The sequence below is a fragment of the Mesorhizobium sp. Pch-S genome, assembly GCF_004136315.1.
In the GTDB taxonomy this organism is placed as follows: Bacteria; Pseudomonadota; Alphaproteobacteria; order Rhizobiales; family Rhizobiaceae; genus Mesorhizobium.
Window position 1 is genome coordinate 719,502 of record NZ_CP029562.1, and the last position, 25,780, is coordinate 745,281.

Here is a 25,780-nt window from a genome sequence, read left to right on the forward strand (position 1 = left end):
TTTTCCTCCACGCAAGGATCATATATTTGGCGGGCCCATCGGCAAAATAATATATCAAACATCCACAGCAGATATTTTATATATAAACCTTTTGACAAGGTTTGCCGACCCGTTATGATGCAATCTGGGGCGCCGGGGAGAGACGGCCGCTTGCCAAATCTGGGAGGAAAACATGATTTCGTCTAAGGCCGGATGGCTGTCCGGAATAGTACTTGCAGGTTCGCTGATCGCCAGCGTGGTCAGCGCCGCCGCAGATCCGATCCGTATCGGCATCGCCAATTTCGGCGAACATCCGCAGCTCAACGCCTCGATCGCCGGCTTCAAGAAAGGCTTGGCCGAAAGCGGCTTCGTCGAAGGCAAGGATGTGGTCTTCACCGAAAGCCACACCAATTTCGACGCCACGCTGGTTCCGCAGATGATCGAGAAGCTGAAGGCCGAAAACCCGAAGCTGATTTACACCGTGACCACCCCGGTCTCGCAGATCGCCAAGCAGCAGCTCGCCGGCAGCGGCATCAACATCGTCTTCACCGCCGTGACCGACCCGGTCGCTGCCAAGCTGGTCCCGTCGTGGGAAGCCGGCGACACCGGCATCACCGGCTCGTCCGACCTGCAGGACGTGGCCGCCGTGATGGAATTCACCAAGAAGCTGCTGCCGGAAGCCAAGCGCTTCGGCGTGCCTTACAACCCCGGCGAAGCCAATGACGTCGCCGTGCTCGAGAAGATCAAGGAAGCCGCTCCGAAGGCTGGCTTCGAAGTGGTTGCCGTCGGCGTCGACAACGTCAACGACATCCAACAGCGCATCGCCTCGCTCAAGGGCAAGGCAGATGTGATCTACACGCCGGCTTCGAACCTGCTGCAGCCCGCGATTGCCGCGGTTTCTGCAGCTGCCCGCCAGGCCGGCATCCCGATCGTCAACTCCGACGACGGCGCCGTGCGCAAGGGCGTGGTTCCGGCCAGCTTCGCGGTCAATTACGACCAGGTCGGTCTCGCTGCCGGCAAGATCGCAGCCGAGATCCTGAAGGGCAAGGACCCGAAGGAAATCGCGCCGTTCCGTCCGGCCTATGCCGACCACAGCCCGCTGATCTCGAAGAAGGTCGCGGCTGACTTCGGCCTGAAGATCCCGGCAGCGCTCGACGACTGCAAGTGCTTCGCCGACTGAGTTCAGTGCGATAGAACTGCGTGGCGGCGCCCGGACATAACACTCGGGCGTCGCTTTTTCTTAGAGCGTTTCCGTTTTTCACGGAAACGCGGAACAGCTCTAAGTTTTTGTTTTCGTTGCATTTTTGTAACGCCAAGTGATTTCACTTGGCTACAAAATGCTCTAGCGCCAGGAAGCTGCTGCCATCATGGCGCAAGGCGGCTCCTGAAAAGATTGGACAGCGCTCGTCAGGGCTGGCGAAAATACGCCGCCGGACCATTGCGCCAGGAGGTGCGGATGCTGGAAATAAAATCGGCGCGCAAGGTATTCTTCAAAGGACAGGCCGACGAGAAGATCGCGCTCGACGGTTTGAACCTGTCGCTCAAGACGGGCGATTTCGGCGTGGTCATCGGCTCCAACGGCGCCGGCAAGAGCAGCATGCTCAATGCCATCTCCGGCGCGTTGATCCTCGACACCGGCAAGGTCCAGATCAACGAGACCGACGTGACCGGGATGCCGGTCTACAAGCGCGCCGCCAAGCTTGCCCGCGTTTTCCAGGATCCGATGAAAGGCACTGCCGCTTCGATGACGGTGGCCGAGAACATGCTGCTTGCCGACCTGCGCAGCCAGAAGCGCCGGCTGCGCCAGGGTCTCAACGCGACGCGGCTTGCTGCCTACAAGGAACGGCTGGCACTGCTCGGCCTCGGTCTCGAGAACCGTCTGGATACCCGTGTCGAACTGCTTTCGGGCGGCCAGCGACAGTCGCTCTCGCTGATCATGGCGGTGGGCGGCGAGCCGGAACTGCTTCTGCTCGACGAACACACCGCGGCGCTCGATCCGCGCACGGCCGACATTGTCATGAAAGCGACGGTAAAGGCAGTCGAGGCGCTGAAGCTCACCACGCTGATGGTGACGCACAACATGCAGCATGCCGTCGACTACGGAAATCGCATCATCATGCTCGACGCCGGCAAGGTACGCCTTGAAATCGGCGGCGAGGAAAAGAAACAGACCTCCGTTGCGGACCTGATCGGCCATTTCGCCGTCAAGAGCGACCGCATGCTGCTCGCGAGCTGACCCCCATGGCCATGATTCAGGACATTTTCTCGAGTTTTGTCGCGCTCGTTCCCGTCACCCTGGCGCAGAGCCTCATCCTCTCCTTCGTGGTGCTCGGCATCATGATCCCGTTCCGGATGCTGTCCTTCCCGGACCTGACCAGCGAAGGCGCCTTCCCGCTCGGCGGCTGTGTCGCCGGCGTGCTGCTGGCCGCCGGCCAGTCACCGCTGACGGCGATCGCCGCCGCGCTCATTGCCGGTTTCGCTGCCGGCTGCTGCACCGCCTACATTCATCTGCGCTTCCGCATCCATACGCTGCTGGCCGGCATCCTGATGATGACAATGCTCTATTCGATCAATCTGCGCATCATGGGACGTTCCAACCTGTCTGTGTTCGGCATGGAATCGCTGTTCAACTGGTCGCCTTTCGGGCAGCCCGGCTTCCCGAGCACCAAGATCGTCATAGCCGGCGCCATCGGCCTGCTCGTGCTGGTGCTGCTCTATCTCTACTTCAAGACCGAGCGCGGCACAGGCGTGCGCGCCGTCGGCTCCAATCCCGACATGGCCGAAGCACAAGGCATCAATGTATGGACGGCGACCATCGGCGGCGTCGGCCTGGCCAGCGCGTTCTCGGCGCTCAGCGGTTCGCTGATGGTGCAGTCGCAGGGCTTCGCCGACGTCAATATGGGTCTCGGCATCCTCATCAACGGCCTCGCCGCGCTGATGATCGGTGAAGCGATCACCGGCAAGCAGACGGTGCTGCGCCAGCTGGCGGCGCCTTTCGTCGGCGCCGTCGTCTATTACCAGCTCGTCTCGCTGTGTCTGGCCGCCGGCATGCCGCCGCCCGACCTGAAGCTGGCCACCGGCCTGTTCGTCCTGCTGATGCTGGCGCTGCCCAGCCTGAAGCGCGGCCGGGCACCCGGCGCCGCCCGCGAAGTGATGCGGGAGTGACAAAGAAGGGCCGCGCAACGAAAGCTGCGCGGCCCTTTCAATGTAAATTCCGGAAGAAATTCGCGATCAGGCGTTGTCGGCAAGCGCGCCGCGGATCGAGCCCTTCAGCTTGCCGAGTTCCTTCATCAGCACCTCGCGGTCGCGCGTCGAAAGCCCCTGGAACAGCGCACCGATCCAATCGCCATGGCGGTCGGCCATCTTGCGGAATTCCTTGCGCCCGAAGGCAGTGAGCGCCACGATCTGCACGCGGCGATCGGTTGGTGACGTGGTGCGGCTGATATGGCCGCTTTCGACCAGGCGCTCCACCAGTGCGGTCAGGTTGCCGGCCGACACCATCATGCGGCGCGAAACCTCGCCAAGCACCATGCCGTCTTCCGCCCGTTCGAGCTGTGCCAGCAGATCGAAGCGCGGCAGGGTGAAGTCGAATTCCTCGCGCAGCTGACGGCGGATCTCCGCCTCGATCAGTGTGGTGCAGGTGAGCAGCCGCAGCCACAACCGCGTCTCGTCACCATGATCGGCCGGCGCTTCGACCGCCTTGGTCTCGCTGTCCAGCCACCCTTCGATATCAGCTTCCGTCATCGATGAATCCACCCCTGCCGCATCTCGCGGGCGCCCCATCAAACACACCGCGCCCCCCGGCACGGCTCGCAGATGGCCTCGACTCCATCCGTGATGGTCAAAGCATAAAGTAACTGCCGGGTCCGTCAATCGGAGCGGACCCGGCGAATTCAGCCAGCCAGCGTGCCGGGATCGTCCGCGAAGGAACGTACCGTCTTGATGGCGCCGTCGAGGGCCACACCATCGGCATCGGCAAGAGCTGCTTCGCGCAGACGCCTCACCCAGTCCGCCGCGTCGGCGCGGCCGCGCAGCATGGGCAGGCAGGCCAGCACCTTGTCGAATTTGGAATGGCCGCGCGCATGGGTGTCGGAATAACCCTTGATCAGGCGCCGGCATTTCAGCACCTCGACGCCAAGCGCGTAATCCCGGCCGCGTTCGGCTTCCGCAAGCTGCAGCCATTCGCGCATATGCGCCGCCTCGACCTTGTGGCGCAACAGGCCCCTACGCCAGCGGCGCAGGCCACCGATCGTCCACAACATGCCGAAGCCGAAGATCGTATCGGTGCGGATGCGACGGCCTCGGTCGATGAAGCGGTTGAACGTCTTCATCATCTTCGGCCGGGCCTCCAGCGCAGCGCCGAGGCCGGCCGGCATCAGGCCAACCATTTCTTCCATGCGCGGGTGGAAATATTCGGTCGTTGCAAGTGTCTGGCTTTTGCCGAGGTGCACTTCGTCGCGCACGCGTTGCGAACGTCCTGGCCGGGTCTTCAGGTCGGCGACACGGATGATGTCGTCATAGACCATGGCGTTGGCGACATATTTCGCCGCTTCGCGTGAGAAGGCATAAGCCTCGGCCTCGCTGTCTGCCGCCACAAGACGTTCCAGTTCCGACAGATAGTCCTCGCCATAGGCGAGATCGAGGAAGTCGACCACCTTGCGCAGGCCAGGCTCGGCCATCTCGCGCACCGGCTGCGGCAGGGCATTGGCACGGGCAGACAGCGCCTCCCATCCACGCTGCAGCGACTTCGGCAAAACCACGCCTTCGGGCGGCTTTGCTTTCGTTTCGGAAACAACAGCAGGCGCCTCGCCACCGGCGGCGCGATCGTAAGCCAGCGCAAAAGCGGCTAGACTGGCCTCGGCACCCTTGCCGCCGGCCTTGATGGTGGCTTCGAACTGTTCACGCGTGAAAGGCAATTCGCCCGAGCCGGCCAGCGCACCGAACAGGCTCGCGGAGACCACGCTGCCGGCCTTCTTGGCCATCGCCTCCATGTCGAAATGGATCAGCCGCCTCGCCGCCTCACCGGCACGGCGCGACACCGTGTCGGAATCGGCGCGGCCGTCGCCCGGCACGATCTTTTCCGACACCGCCAGCATGCGATGGCTGGAAGCGATCAGCGTGGTGCGATCGGGCGTCACGAAACCGCGCAGCACAGCGCGGCCGGCTTCGGCCAATTCCGCAGCAACCAGGATGTCGACGTCACCAGGCGACGGGCTGAGCGAGAGCACCGGACGGTCATTCGGCCGTTCCGGATCGCGCGGCAGCATCTCGACATAATAGATGGTGGCGCCGGTGCGCTGGGCGACGCCGGCCACCGACGTCGACTGGACATGCCAGCCGGCGCGCTGAGCGACATCGGTTACCCAGCCGCTCAGCACGCCGCCGCCCTGCCCGCCCACGGCCAGGATACAGATCTTGATGATGCGGCCGGTCGTATCCGGCCCTTCCGGCAACCCGAACTTCATGCCGTGACGTCTCCAAACACCGGCCTGCCGCGCTCGCGCCAGCCCTGCAGCGCGGCGATGACACGCTGGCGCAGGCCGAACCAGAAACGATCCCAGCCGGTCGGGTTGGAAATCACATCGGCCTGGTAGAAGGACGGGCACAGCACGGCGGCATCGGCGACCTCGCCGCAGTTGCCGCAGCCGACGCAGTTCTCATCGATCGCCGCCACCGGATCGTCGCGCAGCGGATCGTCGAGATGCTTGACCGTCAGCGACGGACAGCCCGAGAGGCGCATGCAGGCGTGATCGCCGGTGCAGACATCCTCGTCGACGCCGAACTTGGTCTTCACCATGCGCTTGCCCTCGGCAATCGCCTTTTTCTTCAGCGGCGCTTCGCGGCGCTGGCGGTTGAGCATGCATTCGGACGAGGCGACGATGACCTTGGGTCCCTTCTCCTCCGTCGTCAGCGCCTCCTTCAGCACATCGCGCATGGTGCCGACATCATAGGTGCGCTCGATATGGCGCACCCACTTCACGCCCATGCCCTTGATGGCATCGGTGATCGGATGCTTGGTCGACTTGGTGCGGTTGGAGGCACGCGAAGACAGGATATCCTGGCCGCCGGTCGCCGCCGAATAGTAGTTGTCCACGACTACGATGACGCCGTCGTTCTTGTTGAAGACCGCGTTGCCGATCGAAGACGTCAGGCCATTGTGCCAGAAGCCGCCATCGCCGACGAAGGAGATGGAGCGCCGCTTGGCTTCCGGCGAATTGAAGGCGGAAGCCGAAGCCGGGCCGAGGCCATAGCCCATCGTCGTGGCGCCCAGTTCGAAGGGCGGCATGATCGAGAACAGATGGCAGCCGATGTCGGATGCGATGTGGTGCTTGCCCAGTTCCTGCTCGGCCAGTTTGGTGGCCGCGAAGATCGGCCGTTCCGGGCAGCCGATGCAGAAGCCCGGCGGGCGCATCGGCACCGTCTTGGCGAGATCATCGAAGATCGGCGGCGCCGGCACGTTGGGCGCGCGGATTTCCGGGGCCAGCAGGTCGCTGCCATGCTTGCGCATGAATGCACCGATGCCGGACAGCATGACGTCGCCGGAATATTCGCCGGCCATCGGCAGCACGCCCTTGCCTTCCAGCTTTACCGAAGCGCCGGCCTTGTAGAGCATCGACCCGAGCGCCTGCTCGATGTAGTCGGGCTGCCCTTCTTCGACGATCAGCACCGCATCCTTGTCGGCACAGAAAGCGACGAGGTCGTCCTCGACCAGCGGATAGGTGACATTGAGCACGTGTAGCGGCACCTCGGTCTCACCATAGACATCGGCAAGTCCAAGCCGCTGCAGCGCACGAATGACGCCGTTGTACATGCCCCCCTGCATGACGATACCGACCTTGCCGGAGCCGCCGAAGGTCTCGTTGAGCTGGTGGCGCTTGATGTAGTCGATGGCAGCCGGCAGGCGCTTGGAGATCTTTTCCTTCTCGTGAAGGAACGAGGCGGGCGGCAGCACGATGCGCTGGGTGTCGCGGCGCGGATTTTCCAGTGCGTCGGCAACGGTCATGGCCGGCCGGACATTGTCCTTGGCGGTGAAGGAACCATGCACGTGGCAGCAGCGGATGCGCACCTGCAGCATGACTGGCGTGTTGGAGGCTTCCGACAGTTCGAAACCGTGCTCGACCGCGGCCACGATCGACGGCAGGTTCGGGCGGGGGTCGAGCAGCCAGACCTGGCTCTTCATGGCAAAGGCATGGCTGCGCTCCTGCATGATGGAGGAGCCTTCGCCATAGTCCTCGCCGACGATGATCAACGCACCGCCGGTGACGCCACCGGAGGCGAGGTTGGCCAATGCATCGGAGGCGACGTTGGTGCCGACCGTGGACTTGAAGGTGGCAGCGCCACGGATCGGATAGTGCACGGAAGCCGCCAGCATCGCGGTGGCGGTGGCTTCGGAAGCGCTCGCCTCGAAATGCACGCCAAGCTCGGCCAGTATCTCCTGGGAGTCCGCCAGCACATCCATAAGGTGGCTGATCGGCGCCCCCTGGTAGCCGCCGACATAACCGACACCGCATTGCAGCAGTGCCTTGGTGATGGCCAGAATCCCCTCGCCGGTGAATTCCTCACCGGCTCCGAGCTTCAGCTTCTTCACCTCCTTGGCGAATGACCGTTCAGCCATGGCGTGTCTTCCTTATTTCGATGGGTCCGTGTTCGACCACAACACCGTGCCGCCGTTCTTCTCGTAGGCCATGCCCTTCGGGAACGAGATGGCCTCGAGCTGCAGGCCCCACGGCGTGAAGAAGTAGAGAATGGACTGGCCGGCAACGGGACCTTCGTTGATCGGCATCGGCCCCTTGAGGGTGCGGATGCCCTTGGCGGTCAGGTATTTCGCCGCCGCATCGATGTCGTCGACATAGAAGGCGATGTGGTGTCCGCCATTGTCGGAATTGCGCGGCCGCACGTCCTTCTTGTCGGGCGCGCTGTAGTCGAACAGTTCGATGTTCGAACCGGACTGACAGCGCAGCAGGGTGATCTCGTTGATCACCGCACGTGGATCAACGTCGACGAGGTCTTTCATAAAGTCGCCCTTGTCGTCGCGGAACGGGCCGAAGCTCGTCGCCTTCTGGCACCCCATCACGTCGACGAAGAACGCTTCGGCCGCCTTGATGTCCGGCACGGTGAGGCCGATGTGGTTGATGCCGCGAACCCCGGGCATCGGCTCGGCCATGGCATGTGCCGGCCAGAGCATGGCGGCGAAGGCGCTAACGATCAGGAAATTCTTGCTCATCTCGGTCCTCGGATCGACACTTGGCTGGAATTCTATGCCTTCAGATCATTCGTTTGTTGCGTCGGAGCTGGAGCGTTCCATGGAGGAAGGGAAATGCTCCAGGTCGGTCAGAACTCGTGCTTGCGCACGTTGAGCAGCATCTTCTGCAAGGTCGCCACGAAAGCGGTGCGCTCGGCCACGTCGATGCCGGCAAACATGTGCTCGTAGCTGTGGCGCATGGTCGGCCACAGCGTCTCGAACGCGGCGCGGCCGGCTTCCGTGATGGAGATACGCGTCGCCCTGCTGTCTTCCGGATCGGCGGTGCGGCGCACCAGCCCATCCGTTTCCAGCGCGTCGAGCGCGCGACTGAGCGTCGACTGCTCGGTGATGGCATAGACGGCAAGGCGGCTGATGGCGAGGTTGTCGATCACCGACAGCACGGCCAGTGCACGCATCTTCGGCGTGGTCAGGCCGAGCTTGGCGAGGTCTTCGCGCAGCGAGGCATTGTAGCGACCCATGATGCGGTTCATCAGATAGGGCGCGAACTGCTGCAGCCCGATCTCACCGAGCCGCGGGCCATCGGTATCGTCGCCTATGATCGTGCGTTCGTTCACCGGAACTCCTTGGTCACGAGGAAGCCCGACCCGCCGCCGAGGCCCGGACCCGGATGGGTCGAAGCGCCGATGTGATAAAGGGATTTGACCGCGCTGCGGTGGTTGACCGATCCTGCGAACGGCCGCCAGACGAAGAACTGGTCGATGGTGCAGGCGCCGCCATAGGGATCGCCGCCGACCAGATTGATGTTCATCGCTTCGAGATCGGCCGGAGAATAGGCCCGCCGCGCCAGCACGGTCTCGCGGAAGCCTTCGATGTGGTTCGCCAGGATCGCTTCGAGGCGATCGGCGAACGCCTCGCGCGTCGCGTCGTCCCATGCGCCCTGCGTGGCGATCTCGCCGGCGGCGTCACCCTTGATGAAGCGCGGCGCATCCGGCACCTGGATCCAGAGGATCGCCTTGCCTTCGGGGCAGCGCGACGGATCGAGCGAGGCCGGCTGTCCGACACACATGGTCGGCGTAGCCGGCAGCATGCCGCGGGTCGCCTCGTTGTGCGACCTGGAAACGGCGTCGATGCCATCGGTGAGATGGATGAGCGCTACCTTCTCCAATCCCTCGGCGCGCCAGCGCGGCGCGCGGTCGAGCGCATAGTGAAGCTGGAAGTTGCCACGACCGTGGCGATAGGTACGTGTCGCGTCCTTGGCTGGTGATGGTGCATCCGGACCGAGCAGGCGCCCGTAGAGCTGGCCTGGCGCAACGGAGGCGATGACGGAATTCGAAGCGCCGATCTCCTCGCCGCCGGCAAGCCGGACACCGGTCGCCTTGCCGCCACGAACAAGAATGCGCTCGACATCGGCGCCGGTCCGGATCGTGCCGCCCTGTTCCTGGATCAGCGCACGGAACGCGTCGACGGCCTTGCCGGCCCCGCCCTTGACGATGGGGGCGCCTGCCGCTTCCAGCGCGAAGGCGATGACCTTGCCCATCTGGGCGGAATAGGTGTCTTCCGGCGACAGGCCGCAATGCAGCGCCCATGGCGCATGCAAGGCCTGGATGTTCGGCGACTTGTAGCTTGTCTCCAGCCAGCCGCGCGCCGGCGCCAGGGCACCGCCGAAATATTCGACGAGGCCGCGCAGGCCGCGCCGCCAGGCTTCGCGCGCCAGCAGTTTGGCCGTGGCGAGGCTCCACAATTGACCGCCCAGCAGACCGAACAGCAATTCAGCGCTGGCTTCGATCGAGCCGACATCGGTGGCGTGACGGTCGCCATCGCCCGACGACAGGCCATTGAAGGCCTTTATATTGGCGGCACGGTTGGTGGTCAGCACCACGCTCGAGCCATCGGGGCGCAACGCCGCCGTCGGATGCGGCGTATGGCAGAATTCGAGCCCGTGACGGGCAAGATCCTGACCGAGCGCACCATGGGCAGGCCCGGTCAGGAAAAGAACGAAAGTGGCTGCCATCACGTCATGGGTGAAGCCCGGCAATGTCGCCTCGGCGCTGAGCATGCAGCCACCGAGCCGCTGCTCGCGCTCCAGAAGCAGCACCCGCGCGCCCGACTTGGACAGCATTGCCGCCGCCACGAGCCCGTTGATGCCGCTGCCGATGATGATGTGATCGTAGGCCACGATGATCAGCCCTAGCCGCGAGGGACCAGCGCCATCGCGCGCACCGGACTGCCGGTGCCCTTGACGATCTTCAGCGGCGCCGCGATCAGGATCGCGCCCTTGGCCGGCAGCTTGTCGAGATTGCACAGGCTGGCCAGACCATAACGGTTGGCCTTGTGCATCAGGTTGTGCGCCGGGAATGGCGGGGTCATGCCGCCGGCAGCACCGGCGTCGGTGCCGATGCACTGGGTGCCCCAGCCGATCGCGCCGCGCTCGATGATGTATTCGATGCAGTCGACCGTCGGTCCAGGCGAATGCGGGCCATTGGCGTCGGCATTGAGGAAGGAAGCTTCGGAACCGTTGCGCTTGTCCCAGTCGGTGCGCATCACCACCCATTCGCCCTTGCCGATGGCGCCATGCTTGGCTTCCCAGGCCTTCACGCCCTCCGCGGTGAGCAGGTAGTCGTTGTCGGCCGCGGACTCGGCCGAGCAGTCAATGACATTGACCGGCGCGACATAGTTGCGGACCGGAATCGTGTCCGTGTAGCCGTCGGAATATTCCTTGCCGGTGATCCAGTGGTGGGGCGCATCGAAATGCGTGCCGGAATGCTCACCGATCTTCAGCCAGTTCCAGGCCCAGAACGGACCGTTCTTGTCGTATTCCGAGATGGTGTGAATCTCGATCTTGGGCGTATCCACCGCGAATTCCGGCGGCAGCTTGAGAAGCGGCGTGTCGGGACCCAGCGGCGCGGACAGGTCGACGACGTCAACCTTTCCACTCACCAGAAGCTCGGCCAGGCTGGCCAGCGCGCTTGCAGCGGTCATGTTCAATCCTCCTGATTGCGTGTTCTTCATTCTTTTGACCGGCCACCTGGCAATCGCGGCGGCTCCGGTTTTTCCCGAAGATCAGGCTAGACGAGTTTAGATGCGTATGCAAATATCATTTTAAGGGTGAACTAATTCCATGACCAAATACGACGCCATTTTCATTGGCGCGGGACACAACGCACTTGCCTGTGCGGCGCATCTCGCCAAACGCGGTTGGAAGGTCGGTCTGTTCGAGGCGGCAGACCGCCCGGGCGGCGCCGTGAAGACGCTTGAGCTGACCGAACCCGGTTTCCGCCACGACCTCGCCGCGATGAACCTCAGCCTGTTCGCAGGCTCAGCATTCAACCGGGTTTACGGCGCTGAACTGGCACAACACGGACTGGAGTTTGCACCAGCACAGGACTGTTTCGCCTCGGTGTTTCCGGGCGGGCGCTGGCTCGGCGTCTCCACCGACCTGGCCACGACGACGGCCCGCATCCGCGCGGTTTCGACACGCGACGGCGAGACCTGGGAGACGCTGGTGAAGGCGTTCCCGGCGCGGGCGGAGCGGATCTTTTCGATCCTCGGCAGCTCGATGAAAAAGCGTGCACTTGCACGTATCTTGTTTTCGCTGCTGCGCAGGGACGGCATCTCCGGCACGCTCGACCTCGGCCGCTTCCTGCTGTCGTCACCGCGCGCCTGGCTGGACGAGACCTTCGAAAGCAACGAGGTGAAAGCGCTGCTGGGCGCCTGGGGCATGCATCTGGATTTCGCGCCCGACATCGCCGGCGGTGCCGTCTTCCCTTATCTCGAAGGCATGGCCAACCAGAGCTTCGGCATGGTGCTGGGCAAGGGTGGCGCCGACACCATGATCGGGGCACTGACGGCAATGGTCGAAGGTCATGGCTGCACCATCGAGTGCAATGCCAAGGTCGAGCGTGTCGTCACCGCCGGTGGTCGCGCGACCGGTGTTGTGCTGGCTGATGGGCGCCGCTTCGAAGCCAGCCGCGCCGTCATCGCAACCGTCTCCCCGAAAGCTCTCGCCGGGCTGTTGCCCGAAGGGTCCGGCAACAGCGGCTTCGATCGGAAAATGCGGGATTTCCGCCATGCGCCGGGCACGATGATGATCCACCTGGCGGTGGATTCGCTGCCCGACTGGGCCGACCCTGCCCTGCAGCGTTTCGCCTATGTGCATGTCGCGCCGTCGCTGGATGTCATGGCGCGCGCCTATCAGGAAGCGCAGGCCGGGCTGCTGCCCGCCGAGCCGGTGATCGTGGTCGGCCAGCCAACCGCGATCGATCCTGGCCGTGCACCGGGCGGCAAACACATACTGTGGCTTCAGACGCGCGTCGTGCCGGCAGAAATCAAGGGCGACGCTGCCGGCATCATTCAGGACCGCGACTGGACAACGGTGCGCGAGGCCTACGCCGACCGGGCGATCGCCATCATCGAGCGTTATGCGCCAGGACTGTCGGCCAAGATCATCAAGCGCACGGTGGTGAGCCCGCTCGACCTCGAAAGCGGCAATGCCAATCTGGTCGGCGGCGACCAGATCTGCGGCAGCCATCATCTTTCGCAGAACTTCCTGTTCCGGCCGGCAACGGGCTCGGCCGACTGGAGCACACCAGTGCGCAATTTCCATCTGGCTGGGGCCGCGACATGGCCAGGCGCGGGCGTCGGCGCCGGCTCCGGCTTTCTGCTCGCGCAGCAGCTTGCGGGCGGCTGATACGAAACTGCAATGAACATGGCTCGCGGGGAGCGGGCTCCAGAGGTGGGAGGACCCATATGAAGCGCAAGGCGATCAACCCGGACAGCATGTACAAGTCGCTGCCGTTCGGATTTTCCCATGCCGTCGAGCAGAACAGCGGGCGCACCCTGCATATGGCAGGCCAGGTTGCCTGGAACAGCGCCGGCGAACTCGTAGGCCCGGGCGACCTGGCAGCGCAGGCACGCCAGGCCCTGGCCAATCTCAAGACCGTCCTGGCGGAAGTCGGCGCCACGCCAGGCGACGTGGTGCGGCTGCGCACCTATGTCGTCAATCACACGCCCGACAAGCTCGGCCCGATCGAGGCCGAAGTGAAGGCCTTCTTCGGCGACGCCACGCCGGCCGCCAACACCTTGATCGGCGTCCAGACGCTGGCCATGCCGGAATTTCTCATCGAGATCGAGGCAACGGCGGCACTCTGAGCAAGCCGTTCGACGCCTCGCACCACACAATAATGGGCATCACAATAATGGGGAACACAACGATGAACGGACATCCAACCAGACGTACCCTGCTGAAACTGGCGGGCGCCGGCGTGGCTGCTGCCAGCCTGACGCTGCCAGGCAAGGTCTTTGCCCAGGGCAAGGACGAACTCACCATCGCCTACAACGTCAACCTGCCCTCCTGGGATCCGACGGTCGGCCCGTCGGCGGTGAACCCGACCATCCAGGGCTTCTACCAGTCTGTCTTCGACATGTTCATCCACCAGAACCCGGACTTGTCCTTTGCGCCGGGGCTGATCACCGAATGGGGCTGGAACGACGACCGCTCCAAGATCTTCCTGGTGGTTCGCGAAGGCGTCAAATGGCATGACGGCAGCCCGTTCACGGCCGAAGACGTCGCCTGGTCGCTGGCACGTGCCGGCAAGGCCGAAACCGGCAATCCGATCCAGTTCGTGTGGTCGAAGGTCGGTAATTTCAAGGTCACCGGCAACCGTGTCGAGGCCGACGTCATCGAGTTCGAGCCGACCATCTTCAAATGGATGTCGTTCCTGACCGGCTATGTGCTGCCGAAGGCGTATTACGAAAAGGTCGGCGCTGAAGGCTTCGAGGCCAAGCCGATCGGCACCGGGCCGTACATGGTCGACCGCTATGAACGCAATGCCTTCGTACGCCTGAAAGCCAACCCCGATTATTGGGGCGGCAAGCCAGATTTCGAAACCGTCACCATCAAGTTCGTCACCGACGCCGCCAGCCGCGTCGCCGAAGTCGAATCCGGCAATTCCGACGTGACGCTGGAAATCCCGTATGAAGAGTATGACCGGCTGATCGGCGGCAAGCTCAAGGGCAGCTGCGAAACCATCTCCGACATCGCGATGATCTTCATCAACGACGTCGACCCGATGCTGGACAAGAATGTCCGCCTCGGCGCCATCAAGGCCATCGACAAGCAACTGCTGATCGACCGCCTGCTGCGCGGCTACGGTGTGCCGTTGTCGACGCTGGAGACGCCGGAATACGCAGCCTATGACGCTTCGATCAAGGTCGATGCGAATGTCGAGGAAGCCAAGAAGCTGTTGGCTGCTTCCGGTTACTCGCCGGAGAAGCCGGTGAAGTTCAAGATCCAGACCACACGCGGCTTCAAGCCGAAGGACTACGAGATGATCCAGGCGATCGTCGGCATGTGGCGCAAGGTCGGCATCGAGGCCGAGATCGAGGTCTACGAGATCGCACAGCACTACGAGCTGCGTGCCGCCGACAAGCTGGCACCGGCCGCCTTCTACAACTGGGGCAACGCCGTCGGCGATCCGACCACCTCGACCGGCTTCGCCATGTTCGGCCCGAGCCCGCATTCGGTCTGGGACGGCAAGGATCTCATCGACCGCATCATCCCGCTGTGGGGCGAGAAGGACGAAGCCAAGCGCATCCAGGGCTGGAAGGACGTCGACCGCTACATCGCCGATGAAGGGCTGGTGATCCCGCTGCTGCAATATGCGCAGCCGATCGTGCACCGCGAGGGCCTGAAGGTGACGCCGCACAAGTCGGGTGCGCTGCTGCCGCACCTGATCAAGCGCGCATAAACTGAAATCCCCGGCCCGGTTTTCGCCGGGCTGGGGCCTTCTCCTCATGATGCTTCTTCGCCAGACCGTCTCCCGGCTCATCACCACGCTGATCACGCTGTTCGGCGTGGCGGTGATCGTTTTTGTCGTCATCCGCGTGGTACCAGGCAATCCCATCGCCATGATGCTGCCGCCCGGCGCGTCCGAGGCCGATATCGAACGACTGAAAACACTCTACGGGCTGGATAAATCCATCTTCGAGCAGTTCGTCATCTGGTTCGGTAATGTGCTGCATGGCGATTTCGGCACGTCGATCTCCACCCGCCAGCCAGTACTGTCGTTGGTGCTCGACCGGCTGCCGGCAACGCTGGAACTGTCGATCATGGCGCTGGTCATGGCGGTAGCGATCGGGGTGACGCTGGCCATTCTTGGAACACGCTTCCGGGGCCGCAAGACGGAAGCCGGCATCGACGTCGCCAACGGCATCGGCCTGTCGGTTCCGGATTTCCTGTGGGGGCTGGCGCTGATCCTGCTGTTCGGCGTGCTTTGGCCCGTCTTCCAGATTTCGGGGCGCGTCTCGCCACGGCTGGAGCTGCCTTTCACCAGCCAGTTCTATCTGTTCGAAAGCATCCTGCGCCTGCGCTTCGACATCCTGGCAGACCTGCTTTCCCACATGTTCATGCCGGCGCTGGCGCTCGCCTTGCCGCTGGCCGCGATCATCTCGCAACTGCTCAAGCAGTCGCTGAAGGAAACGGTCAATCTCGACTATTCCGTGCTCGCCCGCACCAAGGGCTATTCGGAAACCAGGGTCATCCTGTCGGAAGCCCTGCCCAACTCGATCCTGCCGACGCTGACACTGGTCGGCGTGCAGTTCACCTTCCTGATCGGCGGCACCGTCATCATCGAGCGGCTGTTCTCCTATGAGGGGCTCGGCAACATGGCGATCGACGCCGTCATCAACCGCGACCTGCCGCTGATCCAAGGCATCGTCATCCTGTTCGCCATCCTGTTCACCTTCGTCAATCTGGCCGTCGACATGACCTATGCCTTCCTCAACCCGAAGCTGCGCCATGCTTGACGGACGCGGTTCGATACGCCGGCGCGCCGGCGCAAGGCTCTGGCTGTCGGCGCTGTGGCTGACCCTGTTCGTGCTGGCCGCGCTGCTGGCGCCATGGATCAGCCCGCATGACCCGCTCGCGCAGGACCTGATGCTCGGCCGTCTCCCACCAGCCTGGGTGGCGGGCGCGGAGCCCGGCTACTGGCTGGGCACCGACAGCCTTGGCCGCGATGTGCTGTCGCGCATCATCCATGGCGCGCGCATTGCGCTGATCGTCGCCCTGATCGCCGGCACCGCCACCTGCCTGCTCGGCTCGGCGCTCGGCCTCGTCGCCGGCTTCTATCGCGGCTGGGCCGACCGGCTGATCAGCCGGCTGGTCGACATCTGGATGGCGTTCCCGCCGGTGCTGTTCGCGATCCTGCTGATCGCGGTGCTCGGCACCGGCCTCACCTCCGTCATCCTGGCCATCGTCATCATCGACTGGACGCGCTTCTGCCGCGTCGTGCGTGCCGAAACGCTCAACCAGTCGAAGATGGATTATGTGCACAGCGCCAAGGTGGCAGGCTTCACGCGGCTGCGCACGCTGGCCGGCGAGATCCTGCCCAATGTGCTGCCCACCATCATCGCGCTGCTGACGCTGGAAATGGGCATCGCCGTCATCGTCGAAGCGATCCTGTCCTTCGTGAACCTGTCGATCTCGACCGACCAGCCGACCTGGGGCGGCATGATCGCGGAAGGCCGCACCAGCATCCATCAGGCCTGGTGGGTGCTTGTGTTCCCGCTCATCGCGCTCTTCTTCACGGTGCTGTCGTTCGCGCAGTTCGGCGACGGCCTGCGCGAACGTTTCGATCCGGTGCTGCGATGAACGGCTTCCTCGAGATACGCGGGCTGTCGGCCCGGCTTGCCGGCACCGGCCAGCGCCTGCTGCGCTCAGTCGACATCAGCCTGCCGTCCGGCTCGGTACGTGGACTGGTCGGCGAAAGTGGTGCCGGCAAGAGCATGATCGGCAAGGCCGTACTCGGCGTGCTGCCAAAAGCCGTCGAGATCATCGAAGGCGAGATCCTGCTCGACGGCCAGGACCTGCAGAAGGTGTCGGCGGCCGAACGCAGGCGATTGATAGGCGCCAAGGCAGCACTGATCCCGCAGGATCCGCTGACGGCGCTCAACCCGTCGCGACGCATCGGCCCGCAGATCACCAACCGTCTCGTCGACATCCTCGGCTGGACCAAGGCGCGGGCCGCGACGCGCGCGCTGGAGGTGCTGGCGGAAGTCAGCATCCCGGAGCCCGAGCGCATCATGCGGCTCTACCCGCACGAGCTGTCCGGCGGCATGCGCCAGCGCATCCTGATTGCCTCGGCCTTCGCCGCCGAGCCAAAGCTGATCGTTGCCGACGAACCGACGACGGCGCTCGACGTCACCGTGCAGAAGCAGATCCTGAAACTGATCTCCGAACTGCAGGCGCGCCATGGTACGGCACTGCTGTTCGTCACCCATGACCTCGGCGTGGTCTCCAAGGTCTGCGACACACTTTCGGTGCTTTATGCCGGCAAGGTGGTCGAAGACACCACGGTTGAGCGCTTCTTCGCGGCTCCGCAGCACGCCTACAGTTCGGCGCTGCTGGCGGCGACGCCACGCCACACCGATCCAGCCTCGTCACTGCAGCCGGTGCCACGCGCGGTGCTCGATGCCGTCGCCGCCGAAATCGTGGCCAGCGACAGCGCCTGGCGTCCGAATGGAGGCGCCGGTGGCTGACAAGATGGCTGACAACATCTTCGAGATTTCGGACCTCATCGTCGATGTCGCCGACATGACACGAAAGCCGCTGTTCGGGCCGGCACCACGGCTGGAGATCCTGAAAGGCGTCAGCTTCACCATCCCGCGCGGCGCGGTGCTCGGCATTGTCGGCGGGTCCGGTTCCGGCAAGACGACGCTCGGGCGCACGCTGGTGCGCCTGTCCGAGCCGAGCGGCGGCCGCATGTTGTTCGACGGGCACGACATCGCGCATCTATCCGACGCCGCTATGCGGCCGCTGCGGCCGCGCATCCAGATGATCTTCCAGGACCCGCTGTCGTCGCTCAACCCGCGCCTGACGGTCGGGCGCACGGTGGCGGCGCCGCTGAATGCCAAAGCGAACGATCCACGCGTCAGCGAGGCGCTCGAACATGTCGGCCTGCCCGCTGATTTCACGCGGCGCTATCCGCACGAACTCTCCGGTGGCCAGCGCCAGCGCGTCGGCATCGCCCGTGCCATAGCCATGCGGCCGGAATTCATCCTCGCCGACGAGATCGTCTCCGGCCTCGACGTGTCCTCGCAGGCGCAGGTCCTGATGCTGCTTGAAAAACTGGTGGCGGAACTCGGGCTGACGCTCGCCTTCATCAGCCACGACCTGTCGGTGATCCGCCGGCTGTGCAGCCGTGTCATCGTGCTGCGTGCGGGCGAGATCGTCGAGGACGCCGCGACCGCCGACCTGTTCGAACGGCCGCAGCACGCCTATACGCGCGAACTGCTCGACGCCATTCCGACACCGGATCCTTCGATACGCTGGTAGAACAGGCGGGACGTCGCCGGAACAGGTGTTGGCGGTTTGAACATCGCAAACATCGATCGTTCGTGCCGCCCCTTACGCTGCGCGGATCGTCTGGCGTTAAGCGGGTGGCACAGCAATGCGTGGCACACGAGCCTTTCTCCCAGGTTCAGAGCGGGGTACACATCGGCACCGTCGCATCCTTGCCGAGGTCATCATGAAAATCCGCCTGTTCCGAAACGCCGCGCTGAAGATCGAAGTCGGCGGCAAGACGCTGCTTGTCGACCCGGATTTCGGCGACAGGCACAGCCGTCCCTCCTTCACCGGGCGTTCGCCGAACCCGATGGTCGACCTGCCCGCAAGCATCGAGGAAATCCTCGACGGCGTCGACCTGGTCATCGTCTCGCACCTGCATGCCGACCATTTCGACACGGTGGCGCAGACCGTCATCGCAAAGGACCTGCCGCTGATCTGCCAGCCGGGCAACGAGGAGAAAATCCGCGGCTTCGGCTTCGAGAATGTCACGACGCTTGCTTCGGATCTGACCTGGAACGGCATCCGGCTGACCCGCCGCGACGGCAGCCACGGGCTGGGGCCGGTGGTCGAGAAGATGGGGGCGGTGATCGGCTTTTCGCTGGAGGCGGAGGGCGAGCCGTCGCTCTACTGGGCTGGTGACACGGTGCTTTATCCGCCGGTCGCCGAGACGATCGCCACGACGAAACCGGATATCGTCGTCACCCATTCCTGCGGTGCGCGCTGGGACGGTGAACTCATCGTCATGGACGACAGGCAGACCGTCGAGGTGGCGCGTTCGGCACCGCAGGCCAAGGTGATTGCCGTCCACATGGAAGCGCTCGACCATGCCACGATCGACCGAGCTACGCTGCGCCGGACAGCCGAGGCCGCCGGCATCGGAGCCGACCGCCTCCTGATCCCGGCGGATGGTGAGACCGTGCGCATAGACAAGGCGTGAACCGAGCCCTCCTTCCTCCTGCCCACAGACGGAAGGGACTGGCCAAGCGGGACTTCCGCGCCATATGCTTGCCTGTGAACGGCGAAAACCATTCCCCTGCAAGGACTGAAATGGCCATCAGAGGAATACAATCCCGGAGAACTGAAACGACATTCTACTGATCGTCATTCAAAGGAAATTCTTTCCTTCGACAAGAAGCGGTCGCTTCTGCGATCAGGACGCATGCCGGCAGCGACCCGGTGACGTGGTTTGGTTTGTCGCATGATCTTGATCCGCAAAGCTGAAGCATTGCGGGATCATGCTCCAGGGAGCGTTGCGATGGGCACGAAGGCTGAGGCTGAATCTGGTACCGTGATGAAGCGGCTGCAGCCGCCCGTTGCGTCGGTGCTCGACCTGATCGGCGAGACACCGATCGTGGAGCTGAAGAAGTTCGACACCGGCAAGTGCCGGCTGTTCATCAAGCTGGAAAGCCAGAACCCCGGTGGCTCGATCAAGGATCGCATCGCCCGCTCCATGATCGATCAGGCCGAGCGCGACGGGCGGTTGCAACGTGGTGGCGTCATCATCGAGGCGACCGCCGGCAACACCGGTCTTGGCCTTGCCCAGGTCGGCATTCCGCGCGGCTACCGCATCATCCTCATCGTGCCCGACAAAATGTCGCGCGAGAAGGTACAGCATCTGCGGGCCCTCGGCGCCGAGGTGCGACTGACCCGTTCCGATGTCGGCAAGGGTCATCCCGAATATTACCAGGACATGGCCGAGAAACTGGCCGCCGAAATCCCCGGCGCCTTCTACGCCAACCAGTTCTCCAATCCGGCCAACCCGCTGGCGCACGAGACCACCACCGGCCCCGAGATATGGCAGCAGCTCGACGGCGACGTCGACGCGGTCGTGGTCGGCGTCGGCTCCGGCGGCACCCTGTCTGGCCTTGGCCGCTTCTTTGCCGGCGTCTCGCCCAAGACAGAGATGGTGCTGGCCGATCCGGTCGGCTCGGTGCTGGCGCCACTGGTAAAGACCGGCGAGATGGTCGAGGCCGGCAGTTGGACGGTGGAAGGCATCGGCGAGGACTTCGTGCCGCCGAACTGCGACCTTTCGCTGGTCAAGAAGGCCTATTCGGTCTCCGACCGGCACTCGATGCTGGCGGTGCGCGATCTGCTGTCGAAGGAAGGCATCCTGGCCGGCTCATCCTCCGGCACGCTGTTGTCGGCGGCGTTGCGCTATTGCCGCGAACAGAAGGTGCCGAAACGCGTCGTCACCTTCGTCTGCGACAGCGGCAACAAATACCTCTCCAAGGTGTTCGACGATTTCTGGCTCGCCGAACAGGGCCTGGCAGAGCGCGAGCAGCATGGCGATCTCTCCGACCTCGTCGCTCGCTCGCATCGCGAGGGCGGCACGGTGTTCGTCGGACCGGACGACACACTGCTCACCGCCTATGGCCGCATGCGGCGCGGCGACGTTTCGCAATTGCCGGTGCTGGAAGACGGCAGACTGGTCGGCATCATCGACGAAGGCGACATCCTGGGTAATGTCGACGGGCCGTATGACGGCCGCTGGCAGCGCTTCGACCAGCCGGTGCGTACCGCCATGACCGCCGACCTGCACACGCTGCAGGCCAGCCAGACGCTGGATGCGCTGCTGCCCGTCTTCGACCGCAACGAAGTCGCCATCGTCTTCGACGGCGACGAATTCGTCGGTCTCATCACCCGTATCGATCTGATCAACCATCTGAGGCGCAACCGATGACCATCCAGGGCAAGAACAGGCTCGCTTTCTCGACCCGCACCATTCATGGCGGGCAGAGCCACGACCCGACCACCGGCGCCGTGATGGTGCCGATCTATGCCACCTCGACCTATGCCCAGCAGTCACCGGGCGTGCACAAGGGCTTCGAATATGCCCGCAGCCAGAACCCGACCCGTTTCGCCTTCGAGCGGGCCGTGGCGGATCTCGAAAGCGGTTCGGCGGCGTTTGCCTATGCGTCGGGCCTGGCAGCGATCGCCAACATCCTGGAATCGCTCGACGCCGGTGCGCATATCGTCGCGACCGACGATATCTATGGCGGCACGTTCCGCCTGCTCGAACGCGTGCGCAAGCGCTCGGCCGGGCTGCAGGTGAGCTTTGTCGATTTCACCGATCTCGCCGCGGTCGAGGCTGCGATCCGGCCGGAAACCAAGCTGCTGTGGGTGGAGACGCCGACCAATCCGCTGTTGCGCCTTGTCGACCTCGCGGCGGTCGCGACGCTGGCCCGACGCAAGGGCGTGCTCACGGTTGCCGACAACACGTTCTGCAGCCCCTACATCCAGCGGCCGCTGGAACTCGGCATCGACATTGTCGTGCATTCGGTGACCAAATATCTCAATGGCCATTCCGACATGGTCGGAGGCGTCGTTGTTGTGGGCGACAATGCCGAACTGCGCGACCAGTTCAAATTCCTGCAGAACGCCGTCGGCGCCATCTCTGGGCCGTTCGACAGTTTCCTGGCGCTGCGCGGCCTGAAGACGCTGGCGCTGCGCATGGAACGCCATTCCGCCAACGGGCTGGCGATCGCGCGCTGGCTCGAGGCACGTCCGGATGTCCGCCGTGTCCTCTATCCCGGCCTGGAAAGCCACCCGCAGCATCAGCTCGCCAAGGCGCAGATGGATGCGTTCGGCGGCATGATCACGGTCGAGCTCGACCGCGACCTCGCCGGCACCAAACGCTTCCTGGAACATACGCGACTGTTCGCGCTGGCCGAAAGCCTGGGTGGTGTCGAGAGCCTGATCGAACATCCGGCACTGATGACGCATGCTTCGATCCCTGCCGCGCAGCGGGAAGCCCTCGGCATCTCGGATTCACTGGTGCGGCTGTCGGCCGGCATCGAGGACGCCGACGACCTGATCGCCGACCTGGCGCAGGCACTGGCGGCCTAGGTAACCTTTCCCTTCTCCCCTTGTGGGAGAAGGTGGCCTCGCCGAAGGCGAGGTCGGATGAGGGGTGCTGGACGGAGTGCTCCCTTATCAGACCTCGCATTATTCGGAGTCAGCACCTAGTCCTAAGTCGCCTCGCTTCTTCCAACACCCCTCATCCGTCTCGGCGCTACGCGCCGAGCCACCTTCTCCCACAGGGGGAGAAGGCAGATCATCGCCAAGGCTCGAGGCTCTTGTCGTGGGTATACGCAATGATGGTGTCGCAAACGGCATTCATTTCACGCAGCACTTCATCATTCCAAAATCGCAGAACCCGAAAACCAAGTTCCTTCAGAGCCACGGCTCGCTGTCGATCATGCATGGAATCAGCATGTTGGCTGCCGTCGACTTCGACGATCAGCATGGCATCTGCGCACAGGAAATCAGCTACATATGACCCGACTGGCACCTGTCGACGGAATTTAAGTCCGTTCAACCGCCGGCCACGAAGCTCTTCCCAAAGCCGCCCCTCAGCCTCGGTCATATCGCGCCGCAGTATCTTGGCAAAACTGCGCTTCCCAGGTGGAACAGGTGTATGTGGCATGCGAACAGCCTAGCTTGGCCAGCCGCTGGGCACCATTCCCGGAGAAGGATCCTCAATACTCCAGCTCCCTGCGCAGCCAGATGACACGGCTTTGCCAGGGAGCTGCTTCACTTATCCCTTCATAGGCGCGCTGGGCGGCGGCGTTGTCTTCCGGCACGAGCCAGCGCAGGTGCACCCAGTCCCGTTCACGGCCGATCTCGGTGAGGTGCGCGATGAGTGCCCTGGCAAGGCCATGGCCACGCGCGCCCGGCGATACGTAGAGATCGTCCAGCTGCCCTGCCCTTTCGCCCGAGATCGCCTCGGGCAGGTCGAAAAACAGAGCGAACGCGACCAGCGCGCCACCGCTCCAGGCACCGACGAGACCAACCGTCGGTTCATCGAAAAGACGCAGTACGTCATCCGGCTTCGGCTGCCGGACAGCCCCGCCCATGACGGTGGCATAGTCAGCCACCAAAGTGGCGAAGGCCGGCGCATCATGGCGATCGAGCGGCCTGATCTCGATGCTGGTCTCTGACGGCATGGCGATCTCCGGTGAGACGATCGCTCTAAGGTCAATGATGGGGTGCCCTCAGCCGCGTCTCCAGCCAGCGGCTATAGCGCGAGCCGCCGAAGCAGAACAGGAAATAGATGACGCCGGCGACCAGATAGGCCTCGTCGTAGAAACCCAGCCATTTCGGGTCGGTGGTCGAGGCGCGCGCCGCGTTGAGAAGGTCGAAAATGCCGATGACGGCAAGCAGCGAGGTGGCGAGCAGGAAACCGATGGCCAGGTTGACCATGCCGGGAATGACCTGGCGCAGGGCCTGCGGTAGCACGATCAACTGCATGGTGCGCCAATAGCCGAGGCCAAGCGCCTTGGCCGCCTCTTCCTGGCCCTGCGGGATGGTCTGCAATCCGCCGCGCACCACCTCGGCGACGTAGGCCGACCAGAACAGCGTGATCATGATGATGGCGCGCACCGTCTTGTCGACGAACTGGCCGCCGGGGGTGGCCATCGGCAGGATCAGCATCGCGACATAGAGGATCGCCACCATCGGCGTGCCGCGCATCAGTTCGATGAACAGCACCGCCAGCGTGCGCAGGCCGCCCATCTTCGAACGCCGTGCTAGAGCCAGGAGCACCGCCAGCGGAATCGAGAGCCCGAAACAGACCGACCAGACCAGCAGGGTGACCGGCAGCCCGCCCCACTGGTTGGACGGCACCGGCGATCCGGTCAGCGTGCCGGTGAGCAGCGCCCAGCAAAGACCGACGACCAGCAGCCAGGCGATCAGCAGCTCGCGCCGCCAGAAGCGCGGCTGGGCGGTGACGGCGAGCAGGCCGAGCAGCAGCACGAGTGCCGCCGTCGGCCGCCATTGCAGGTCCTGCGGATAGAAGGCGAACAGGATGAAGCGCAGCTTGGCCGTCACGAAGGCCCAGCAGGCGCCGGATGCCGCCGCGCAATCCTGCGCCGTGCCGGTCCAGGTGGCGTCGAGCACCAGCCAGCGCACCAGCGGCGGCGCCAGCCAGACGAGGAAGGCAAGGGTCAGCACCGTCAGCGCCGTGTTCAGCCTGGTTCCGAACAGGCCGTTCCACAGCGGCTTCCAGTCGAAGGAGCGGCGCATCAGCGGCAGCGAAGCGATATCGACGAGGCTCATCGCGAAACGTCTCCGCGCAGGGCGACCCTGCGGTTGTAGACATTCATCAGCGCCGACACCGACAGGTTCAGGACGAGATAGATGCCGATCAGGATGGCCAGCGCTTCGAAGGACTGGCCGGTGGTGTTGGCGGTGGTGTTGATGATGGACACGAGGTCCGGATATCCGATGGCGACCGCCAGGCTGGAATCCTTGGTCAGGTCGAGATAGCTCGACGTGATCAGCGGCGTGATCACGCGCAGCGCCTGCGGCAGCACCACCAGGCGCATGATCTGCCCCGGGTGCAGGCCAAGCGCCCGCGCCGCTTCCCATTGCCCGCGCGAGACCGACTGGATGCCGGCACGCACGATCTCGGCGATCGCCGCCGAGAACTTGACCGTCAAGCCAGCCAGCAATGCCGCGAATTCCGGTGTCAGGCTGTAGCCGCCGCGAATGTTGAAACCGCCCAGCACCGGCGTGTCGAGCGCAAGCGTGGCACCTGTGGCCGGAAACGTCGCGCCAGCGGCAGCCAGCAGAACAAGCGTCGCGACCACACCGTTGCTGAACTTCAGGCGCCGGCGACGATACGCGGCGTAGAGATAGAGCCCATAGGACAGCGCGATGGCGACCAGCAGCAGCACGGTCCGGCTGGAAAACCCGTCAACGATGATGCCCGGTACGAAGACGCCACGATTGGACAGGAACAGCGCGTCGAAGGCCGACAGCGCCTGCCGCGGTGGCGGAAAGGATTTGGCAAGCGCGATCCAGAAGAACAGCTGCAGCAGCAGGGGCGTGTTGCGGATCAGTTCAACGTACCAGCGCACCAGCGTCGCCAGCAGCAGGTTGCCGGACAGGCCGGCGACACCGAGCGCGACACCCAGAACAGTCGCCAGCACGCAGCCGAGCGCGGCGACCTTCACGGTGTTCACGAGACCGGCAAGGATTGCCCGGATGTAGAGATCGCCGGCCTTGAAGGCGATCACGCTTTCGCCGATCTCGAAATTGGCCGAACGTTCGAGAAAACCGAAACCCGGCGTGACGCCGATGCGCCGCATGGTGTCGGCGACATTGGCGCCCAGCTGCCAGAACAAGGCGACGACCGCGACGAAGACGGCAAGCTGGATGAGGGGCCGCGGCCCCCACCAGCCAACCAGTCGGCTCAGCAGGCCGGGCCGATGACGGCCCGGCACGATTTCGGTCGTCGCCATGGTTCAGGAAGC

At 64.1% G+C, this 25,780-nt stretch carries 24 protein-coding genes; 13 read left to right on the forward strand and 11 right to left on the reverse strand.

The window, feature by feature from the left end:
• Window positions 1-172 precede the first annotated feature (172 nt).
• From C1M53_RS03375 to C1M53_RS03385, 3 genes are all read left to right on the forward strand, one after another.
• Window positions 173-1,159 carry an ABC transporter substrate-binding protein gene (locus tag C1M53_RS03375; RefSeq protein WP_129410954.1) on the forward strand — a complete coding sequence of 329 codons (987 nt, stop codon included), beginning with the start codon at window positions 173-175 and terminating at the stop codon, window positions 1,157-1,159.
• A 276-nt stretch (window positions 1,160-1,435) separates the two neighbouring features.
• On the forward strand, window positions 1,436-2,215 hold the full coding sequence (locus C1M53_RS03380; RefSeq protein WP_129410955.1) for an ABC transporter ATP-binding protein: 780 nt from the start codon (window positions 1,436-1,438) through the stop codon (window positions 2,213-2,215).
• Between the two features lie 5 nt (window positions 2,216-2,220).
• Window positions 2,221-3,144: an ABC transporter permease gene (locus C1M53_RS03385; protein WP_129410956.1), complete on the forward strand. Its 924-nt coding sequence runs from the start codon at window positions 2,221-2,223 to the stop codon at window positions 3,142-3,144.
• A gap of 66 nt (window positions 3,145-3,210) precedes the next feature.
• On the opposite strand, the gene C1M53_RS03390 is transcribed toward C1M53_RS03385, so the two are convergent.
• The 7 genes from C1M53_RS03390 to C1M53_RS03420 all read right to left on the reverse strand — a co-directional run bounded on the left by C1M53_RS03390 (window position 3,211) and on the right by C1M53_RS03420 (window position 11,161).
• Entirely contained in the window at window positions 3,211-3,723 is a 513-nt protein-coding gene (locus tag C1M53_RS03390) for a MarR family transcriptional regulator (RefSeq protein ID WP_129410957.1), read from the reverse strand.
• A 149-nt stretch (window positions 3,724-3,872) separates the two neighbouring features.
• A complete protein-coding gene (locus tag C1M53_RS03395; RefSeq protein WP_129410958.1) occupies window positions 3,873-5,444 on the reverse strand; it encodes an indolepyruvate oxidoreductase subunit beta family protein in 1,572 nt (523 codons plus the stop codon).
• Window positions 5,441-7,594, reverse strand: coding sequence for an indolepyruvate ferredoxin oxidoreductase subunit alpha (locus C1M53_RS03400; RefSeq protein WP_129410959.1), 2,154 nt, complete (start codon window positions 7,592-7,594; stop codon window positions 5,441-5,443). The genes C1M53_RS03395 and C1M53_RS03400 overlap by 4 nt, the downstream gene beginning before the upstream one ends.
• Window positions 7,595-7,606: 12 nt before the next feature.
• Window positions 7,607-8,164, reverse strand: a complete 558-nt coding sequence (locus tag C1M53_RS03405) for a VOC family protein (protein ID WP_245488563.1) — start codon at window positions 8,162-8,164, stop codon at window positions 7,607-7,609.
• A 146-nt stretch (window positions 8,165-8,310) separates the two neighbouring features.
• Window positions 8,311-8,796 (reverse strand): MarR family transcriptional regulator, encoded by a 486-nt coding sequence (locus C1M53_RS03410; RefSeq protein ID WP_245488429.1) that lies wholly within the window; start codon window positions 8,794-8,796, stop codon window positions 8,311-8,313.
• The gene (locus tag C1M53_RS03415; protein ID WP_129416000.1) at window positions 8,793-10,361 is read right to left on the reverse strand and encodes an NAD(P)/FAD-dependent oxidoreductase; all 1,569 of its coding nucleotides are present in this window, start codon (window positions 10,359-10,361) and stop codon (window positions 8,793-8,795) included. The genes C1M53_RS03410 and C1M53_RS03415 overlap by 4 nt, the downstream gene beginning before the upstream one ends.
• Before the next feature lie 8 nt (window positions 10,362-10,369).
• Window positions 10,370-11,161 carry a cyclase family protein gene (locus tag C1M53_RS03420; protein ID WP_129410961.1) on the reverse strand — a complete coding sequence of 264 codons (792 nt, stop codon included), beginning with the start codon at window positions 11,159-11,161 and terminating at the stop codon, window positions 10,370-10,372.
• A 139-nt stretch (window positions 11,162-11,300) separates the two neighbouring features.
• On the opposite strand from C1M53_RS03420, the gene C1M53_RS03425 reads away from it, so the two are divergent.
• The 10 genes from C1M53_RS03425 to C1M53_RS03470 all read left to right on the forward strand — a co-directional run bounded on the left by C1M53_RS03425 (window position 11,301) and on the right by C1M53_RS03470 (window position 22,370).
• Window positions 11,301-12,869 carry an NAD(P)/FAD-dependent oxidoreductase gene (locus tag C1M53_RS03425; protein WP_129410962.1) on the forward strand — a complete coding sequence of 523 codons (1,569 nt, stop codon included), beginning with the start codon at window positions 11,301-11,303 and terminating at the stop codon, window positions 12,867-12,869.
• Between the two features lie 59 nt (window positions 12,870-12,928).
• Complete coding sequence (locus C1M53_RS03430; protein ID WP_129410963.1) at window positions 12,929-13,330, forward strand: RidA family protein; 402 nt, start codon at window positions 12,929-12,931, stop codon at window positions 13,328-13,330.
• A gap of 62 nt (window positions 13,331-13,392) precedes the next feature.
• The gene (locus tag C1M53_RS03435) at window positions 13,393-14,928 is read left to right on the forward strand and encodes an ABC transporter substrate-binding protein (RefSeq protein ID WP_129410964.1); all 1,536 of its coding nucleotides are present in this window, start codon (window positions 13,393-13,395) and stop codon (window positions 14,926-14,928) included.
• A gap of 49 nt (window positions 14,929-14,977) precedes the next feature.
• Window positions 14,978-15,985, forward strand: coding sequence for an ABC transporter permease (locus tag C1M53_RS03440; protein ID WP_129416001.1), 1,008 nt, complete (start codon window positions 14,978-14,980; stop codon window positions 15,983-15,985).
• Window positions 15,978-16,829, forward strand: a complete 852-nt coding sequence (locus C1M53_RS03445; RefSeq protein WP_129410965.1) for an ABC transporter permease — start codon at window positions 15,978-15,980, stop codon at window positions 16,827-16,829. The genes C1M53_RS03440 and C1M53_RS03445 overlap by 8 nt, the downstream gene beginning before the upstream one ends.
• Window positions 16,826-17,716 (forward strand): ABC transporter ATP-binding protein, encoded by an 891-nt coding sequence (locus tag C1M53_RS03450; protein ID WP_129410966.1) that lies wholly within the window; start codon window positions 16,826-16,828, stop codon window positions 17,714-17,716. Before C1M53_RS03445 ends, C1M53_RS03450 begins: the two co-directional genes overlap by 4 nt.
• Window positions 17,717-17,720: 4 nt before the next feature.
• On the forward strand, window positions 17,721-18,512 hold the full coding sequence (locus C1M53_RS03455) for an ATP-binding cassette domain-containing protein (protein WP_129416002.1): 792 nt from the start codon (window positions 17,721-17,723) through the stop codon (window positions 18,510-18,512).
• A gap of 193 nt (window positions 18,513-18,705) precedes the next feature.
• Window positions 18,706-19,461: an MBL fold metallo-hydrolase gene (locus C1M53_RS03460; RefSeq protein ID WP_129410967.1), complete on the forward strand. Its 756-nt coding sequence runs from the start codon at window positions 18,706-18,708 to the stop codon at window positions 19,459-19,461.
• Between the two features lie 354 nt (window positions 19,462-19,815).
• Window positions 19,816-21,204 (forward strand): pyridoxal-phosphate dependent enzyme, encoded by a 1,389-nt coding sequence (locus C1M53_RS03465; protein ID WP_129416003.1) that lies wholly within the window; start codon window positions 19,816-19,818, stop codon window positions 21,202-21,204.
• Window positions 21,201-22,370, forward strand: a complete 1,170-nt coding sequence (locus C1M53_RS03470; RefSeq protein WP_129410968.1) for a cystathionine gamma-synthase — start codon at window positions 21,201-21,203, stop codon at window positions 22,368-22,370. Before C1M53_RS03465 ends, C1M53_RS03470 begins: the two co-directional genes overlap by 4 nt.
• Before the next feature lie 208 nt (window positions 22,371-22,578).
• Here C1M53_RS03470 and C1M53_RS03475 read toward each other — a convergent pair whose 3' ends face one another.
• Genes C1M53_RS03475 through C1M53_RS03490 form a run of 4 tightly spaced genes read right to left on the reverse strand, consistent with a single transcriptional unit; the run spans window position 22,579 to window position 25,768 of the window.
• Window positions 22,579-22,950 (reverse strand): DUF559 domain-containing protein, encoded by a 372-nt coding sequence (locus C1M53_RS03475; protein ID WP_129410969.1) that lies wholly within the window; start codon window positions 22,948-22,950, stop codon window positions 22,579-22,581.
• Window positions 22,951-23,002: 52 nt separating this feature from the next.
• Window positions 23,003-23,470 (reverse strand): GNAT family N-acetyltransferase, encoded by a 468-nt coding sequence (locus C1M53_RS03480; RefSeq protein ID WP_129410970.1) that lies wholly within the window; start codon window positions 23,468-23,470, stop codon window positions 23,003-23,005.
• A gap of 31 nt (window positions 23,471-23,501) precedes the next feature.
• On the reverse strand, window positions 23,502-24,581 hold the full coding sequence (locus C1M53_RS03485; RefSeq protein WP_245488430.1) for an amino acid ABC transporter permease: 1,080 nt from the start codon (window positions 24,579-24,581) through the stop codon (window positions 23,502-23,504).
• Complete coding sequence (locus C1M53_RS03490) at window positions 24,578-25,768, reverse strand: ABC transporter permease subunit (RefSeq protein WP_165358030.1); 1,191 nt, start codon at window positions 25,766-25,768, stop codon at window positions 24,578-24,580. The genes C1M53_RS03485 and C1M53_RS03490 overlap by 4 nt, the downstream gene beginning before the upstream one ends.
• Between the last annotated feature and the right edge of the window lie 12 nt (window positions 25,769-25,780).

Excerpts from the sequence above, each read along its gene's own strand:
- C1M53_RS03375 (WP_129410954.1), top strand. The coding sequence starts at position 173 with ATGATTTCGTCTAAGGCCGGATGGCTGTCCGGAATAGTACTTGCAGGT.
- C1M53_RS03380 (WP_129410955.1), top strand. The coding sequence starts at position 1,436 with ATGCTGGAAATAAAATCGGCGCGCAAGGTATTCTTCAAAGGACAGGCC.
- C1M53_RS03385 (WP_129410956.1), top strand. The coding sequence starts at position 2,221 with ATGGCCATGATTCAGGACATTTTCTCGAGTTTTGTCGCGCTCGTTCCC.
- C1M53_RS03390 (WP_129410957.1), bottom strand. The coding sequence starts at position 3,723 with ATGACGGAAGCTGATATCGAAGGGTGGCTGGACAGCGAGACCAAGGCG.
- C1M53_RS03395 (WP_129410958.1), bottom strand. The coding sequence starts at position 5,444 with ATGAAGTTCGGGTTGCCGGAAGGGCCGGATACGACCGGCCGCATCATC.
- C1M53_RS03400 (WP_129410959.1), bottom strand. The coding sequence starts at position 7,594 with ATGGCTGAACGGTCATTCGCCAAGGAGGTGAAGAAGCTGAAGCTCGGA.
- C1M53_RS03405 (WP_245488563.1), bottom strand. The coding sequence starts at position 8,164 with ATGCTCTGGCCGGCACATGCCATGGCCGAGCCGATGCCCGGGGTTCGC.
- C1M53_RS03420 (WP_129410961.1), bottom strand. The coding sequence starts at position 11,161 with ATGACCGCTGCAAGCGCGCTGGCCAGCCTGGCCGAGCTTCTGGTGAGT.
- C1M53_RS03425 (WP_129410962.1), top strand. The coding sequence starts at position 11,301 with ATGACCAAATACGACGCCATTTTCATTGGCGCGGGACACAACGCACTT.
- C1M53_RS03430 (WP_129410963.1), top strand. The coding sequence starts at position 12,929 with ATGAAGCGCAAGGCGATCAACCCGGACAGCATGTACAAGTCGCTGCCG.
- C1M53_RS03435 (WP_129410964.1), top strand. The coding sequence starts at position 13,393 with ATGAACGGACATCCAACCAGACGTACCCTGCTGAAACTGGCGGGCGCC.
- C1M53_RS03440 (WP_129416001.1), top strand. The coding sequence starts at position 14,978 with ATGCTTCTTCGCCAGACCGTCTCCCGGCTCATCACCACGCTGATCACG.
- C1M53_RS03445 (WP_129410965.1), top strand. The coding sequence starts at position 15,978 with ATGCTTGACGGACGCGGTTCGATACGCCGGCGCGCCGGCGCAAGGCTC.
- C1M53_RS03450 (WP_129410966.1), top strand. The coding sequence starts at position 16,826 with ATGAACGGCTTCCTCGAGATACGCGGGCTGTCGGCCCGGCTTGCCGGC.
- C1M53_RS03455 (WP_129416002.1), top strand. The coding sequence starts at position 17,721 with ATGGCTGACAACATCTTCGAGATTTCGGACCTCATCGTCGATGTCGCC.
- C1M53_RS03460 (WP_129410967.1), top strand. The coding sequence starts at position 18,706 with ATGAAAATCCGCCTGTTCCGAAACGCCGCGCTGAAGATCGAAGTCGGC.
- C1M53_RS03465 (WP_129416003.1), top strand. The coding sequence starts at position 19,816 with ATGAAGCGGCTGCAGCCGCCCGTTGCGTCGGTGCTCGACCTGATCGGC.
- C1M53_RS03470 (WP_129410968.1), top strand. The coding sequence starts at position 21,201 with ATGACCATCCAGGGCAAGAACAGGCTCGCTTTCTCGACCCGCACCATT.
- C1M53_RS03475 (WP_129410969.1), bottom strand. The coding sequence starts at position 22,950 with ATGCCACATACACCTGTTCCACCTGGGAAGCGCAGTTTTGCCAAGATA.
- C1M53_RS03480 (WP_129410970.1), bottom strand. The coding sequence starts at position 23,470 with ATGCCGTCAGAGACCAGCATCGAGATCAGGCCGCTCGATCGCCATGAT.
- C1M53_RS03485 (WP_245488430.1), bottom strand. The coding sequence starts at position 24,581 with ATGAGCCTCGTCGATATCGCTTCGCTGCCGCTGATGCGCCGCTCCTTC.
- C1M53_RS03490 (WP_165358030.1), bottom strand. The coding sequence starts at position 25,768 with ATGGCGACGACCGAAATCGTGCCGGGCCGTCATCGGCCCGGCCTGCTG.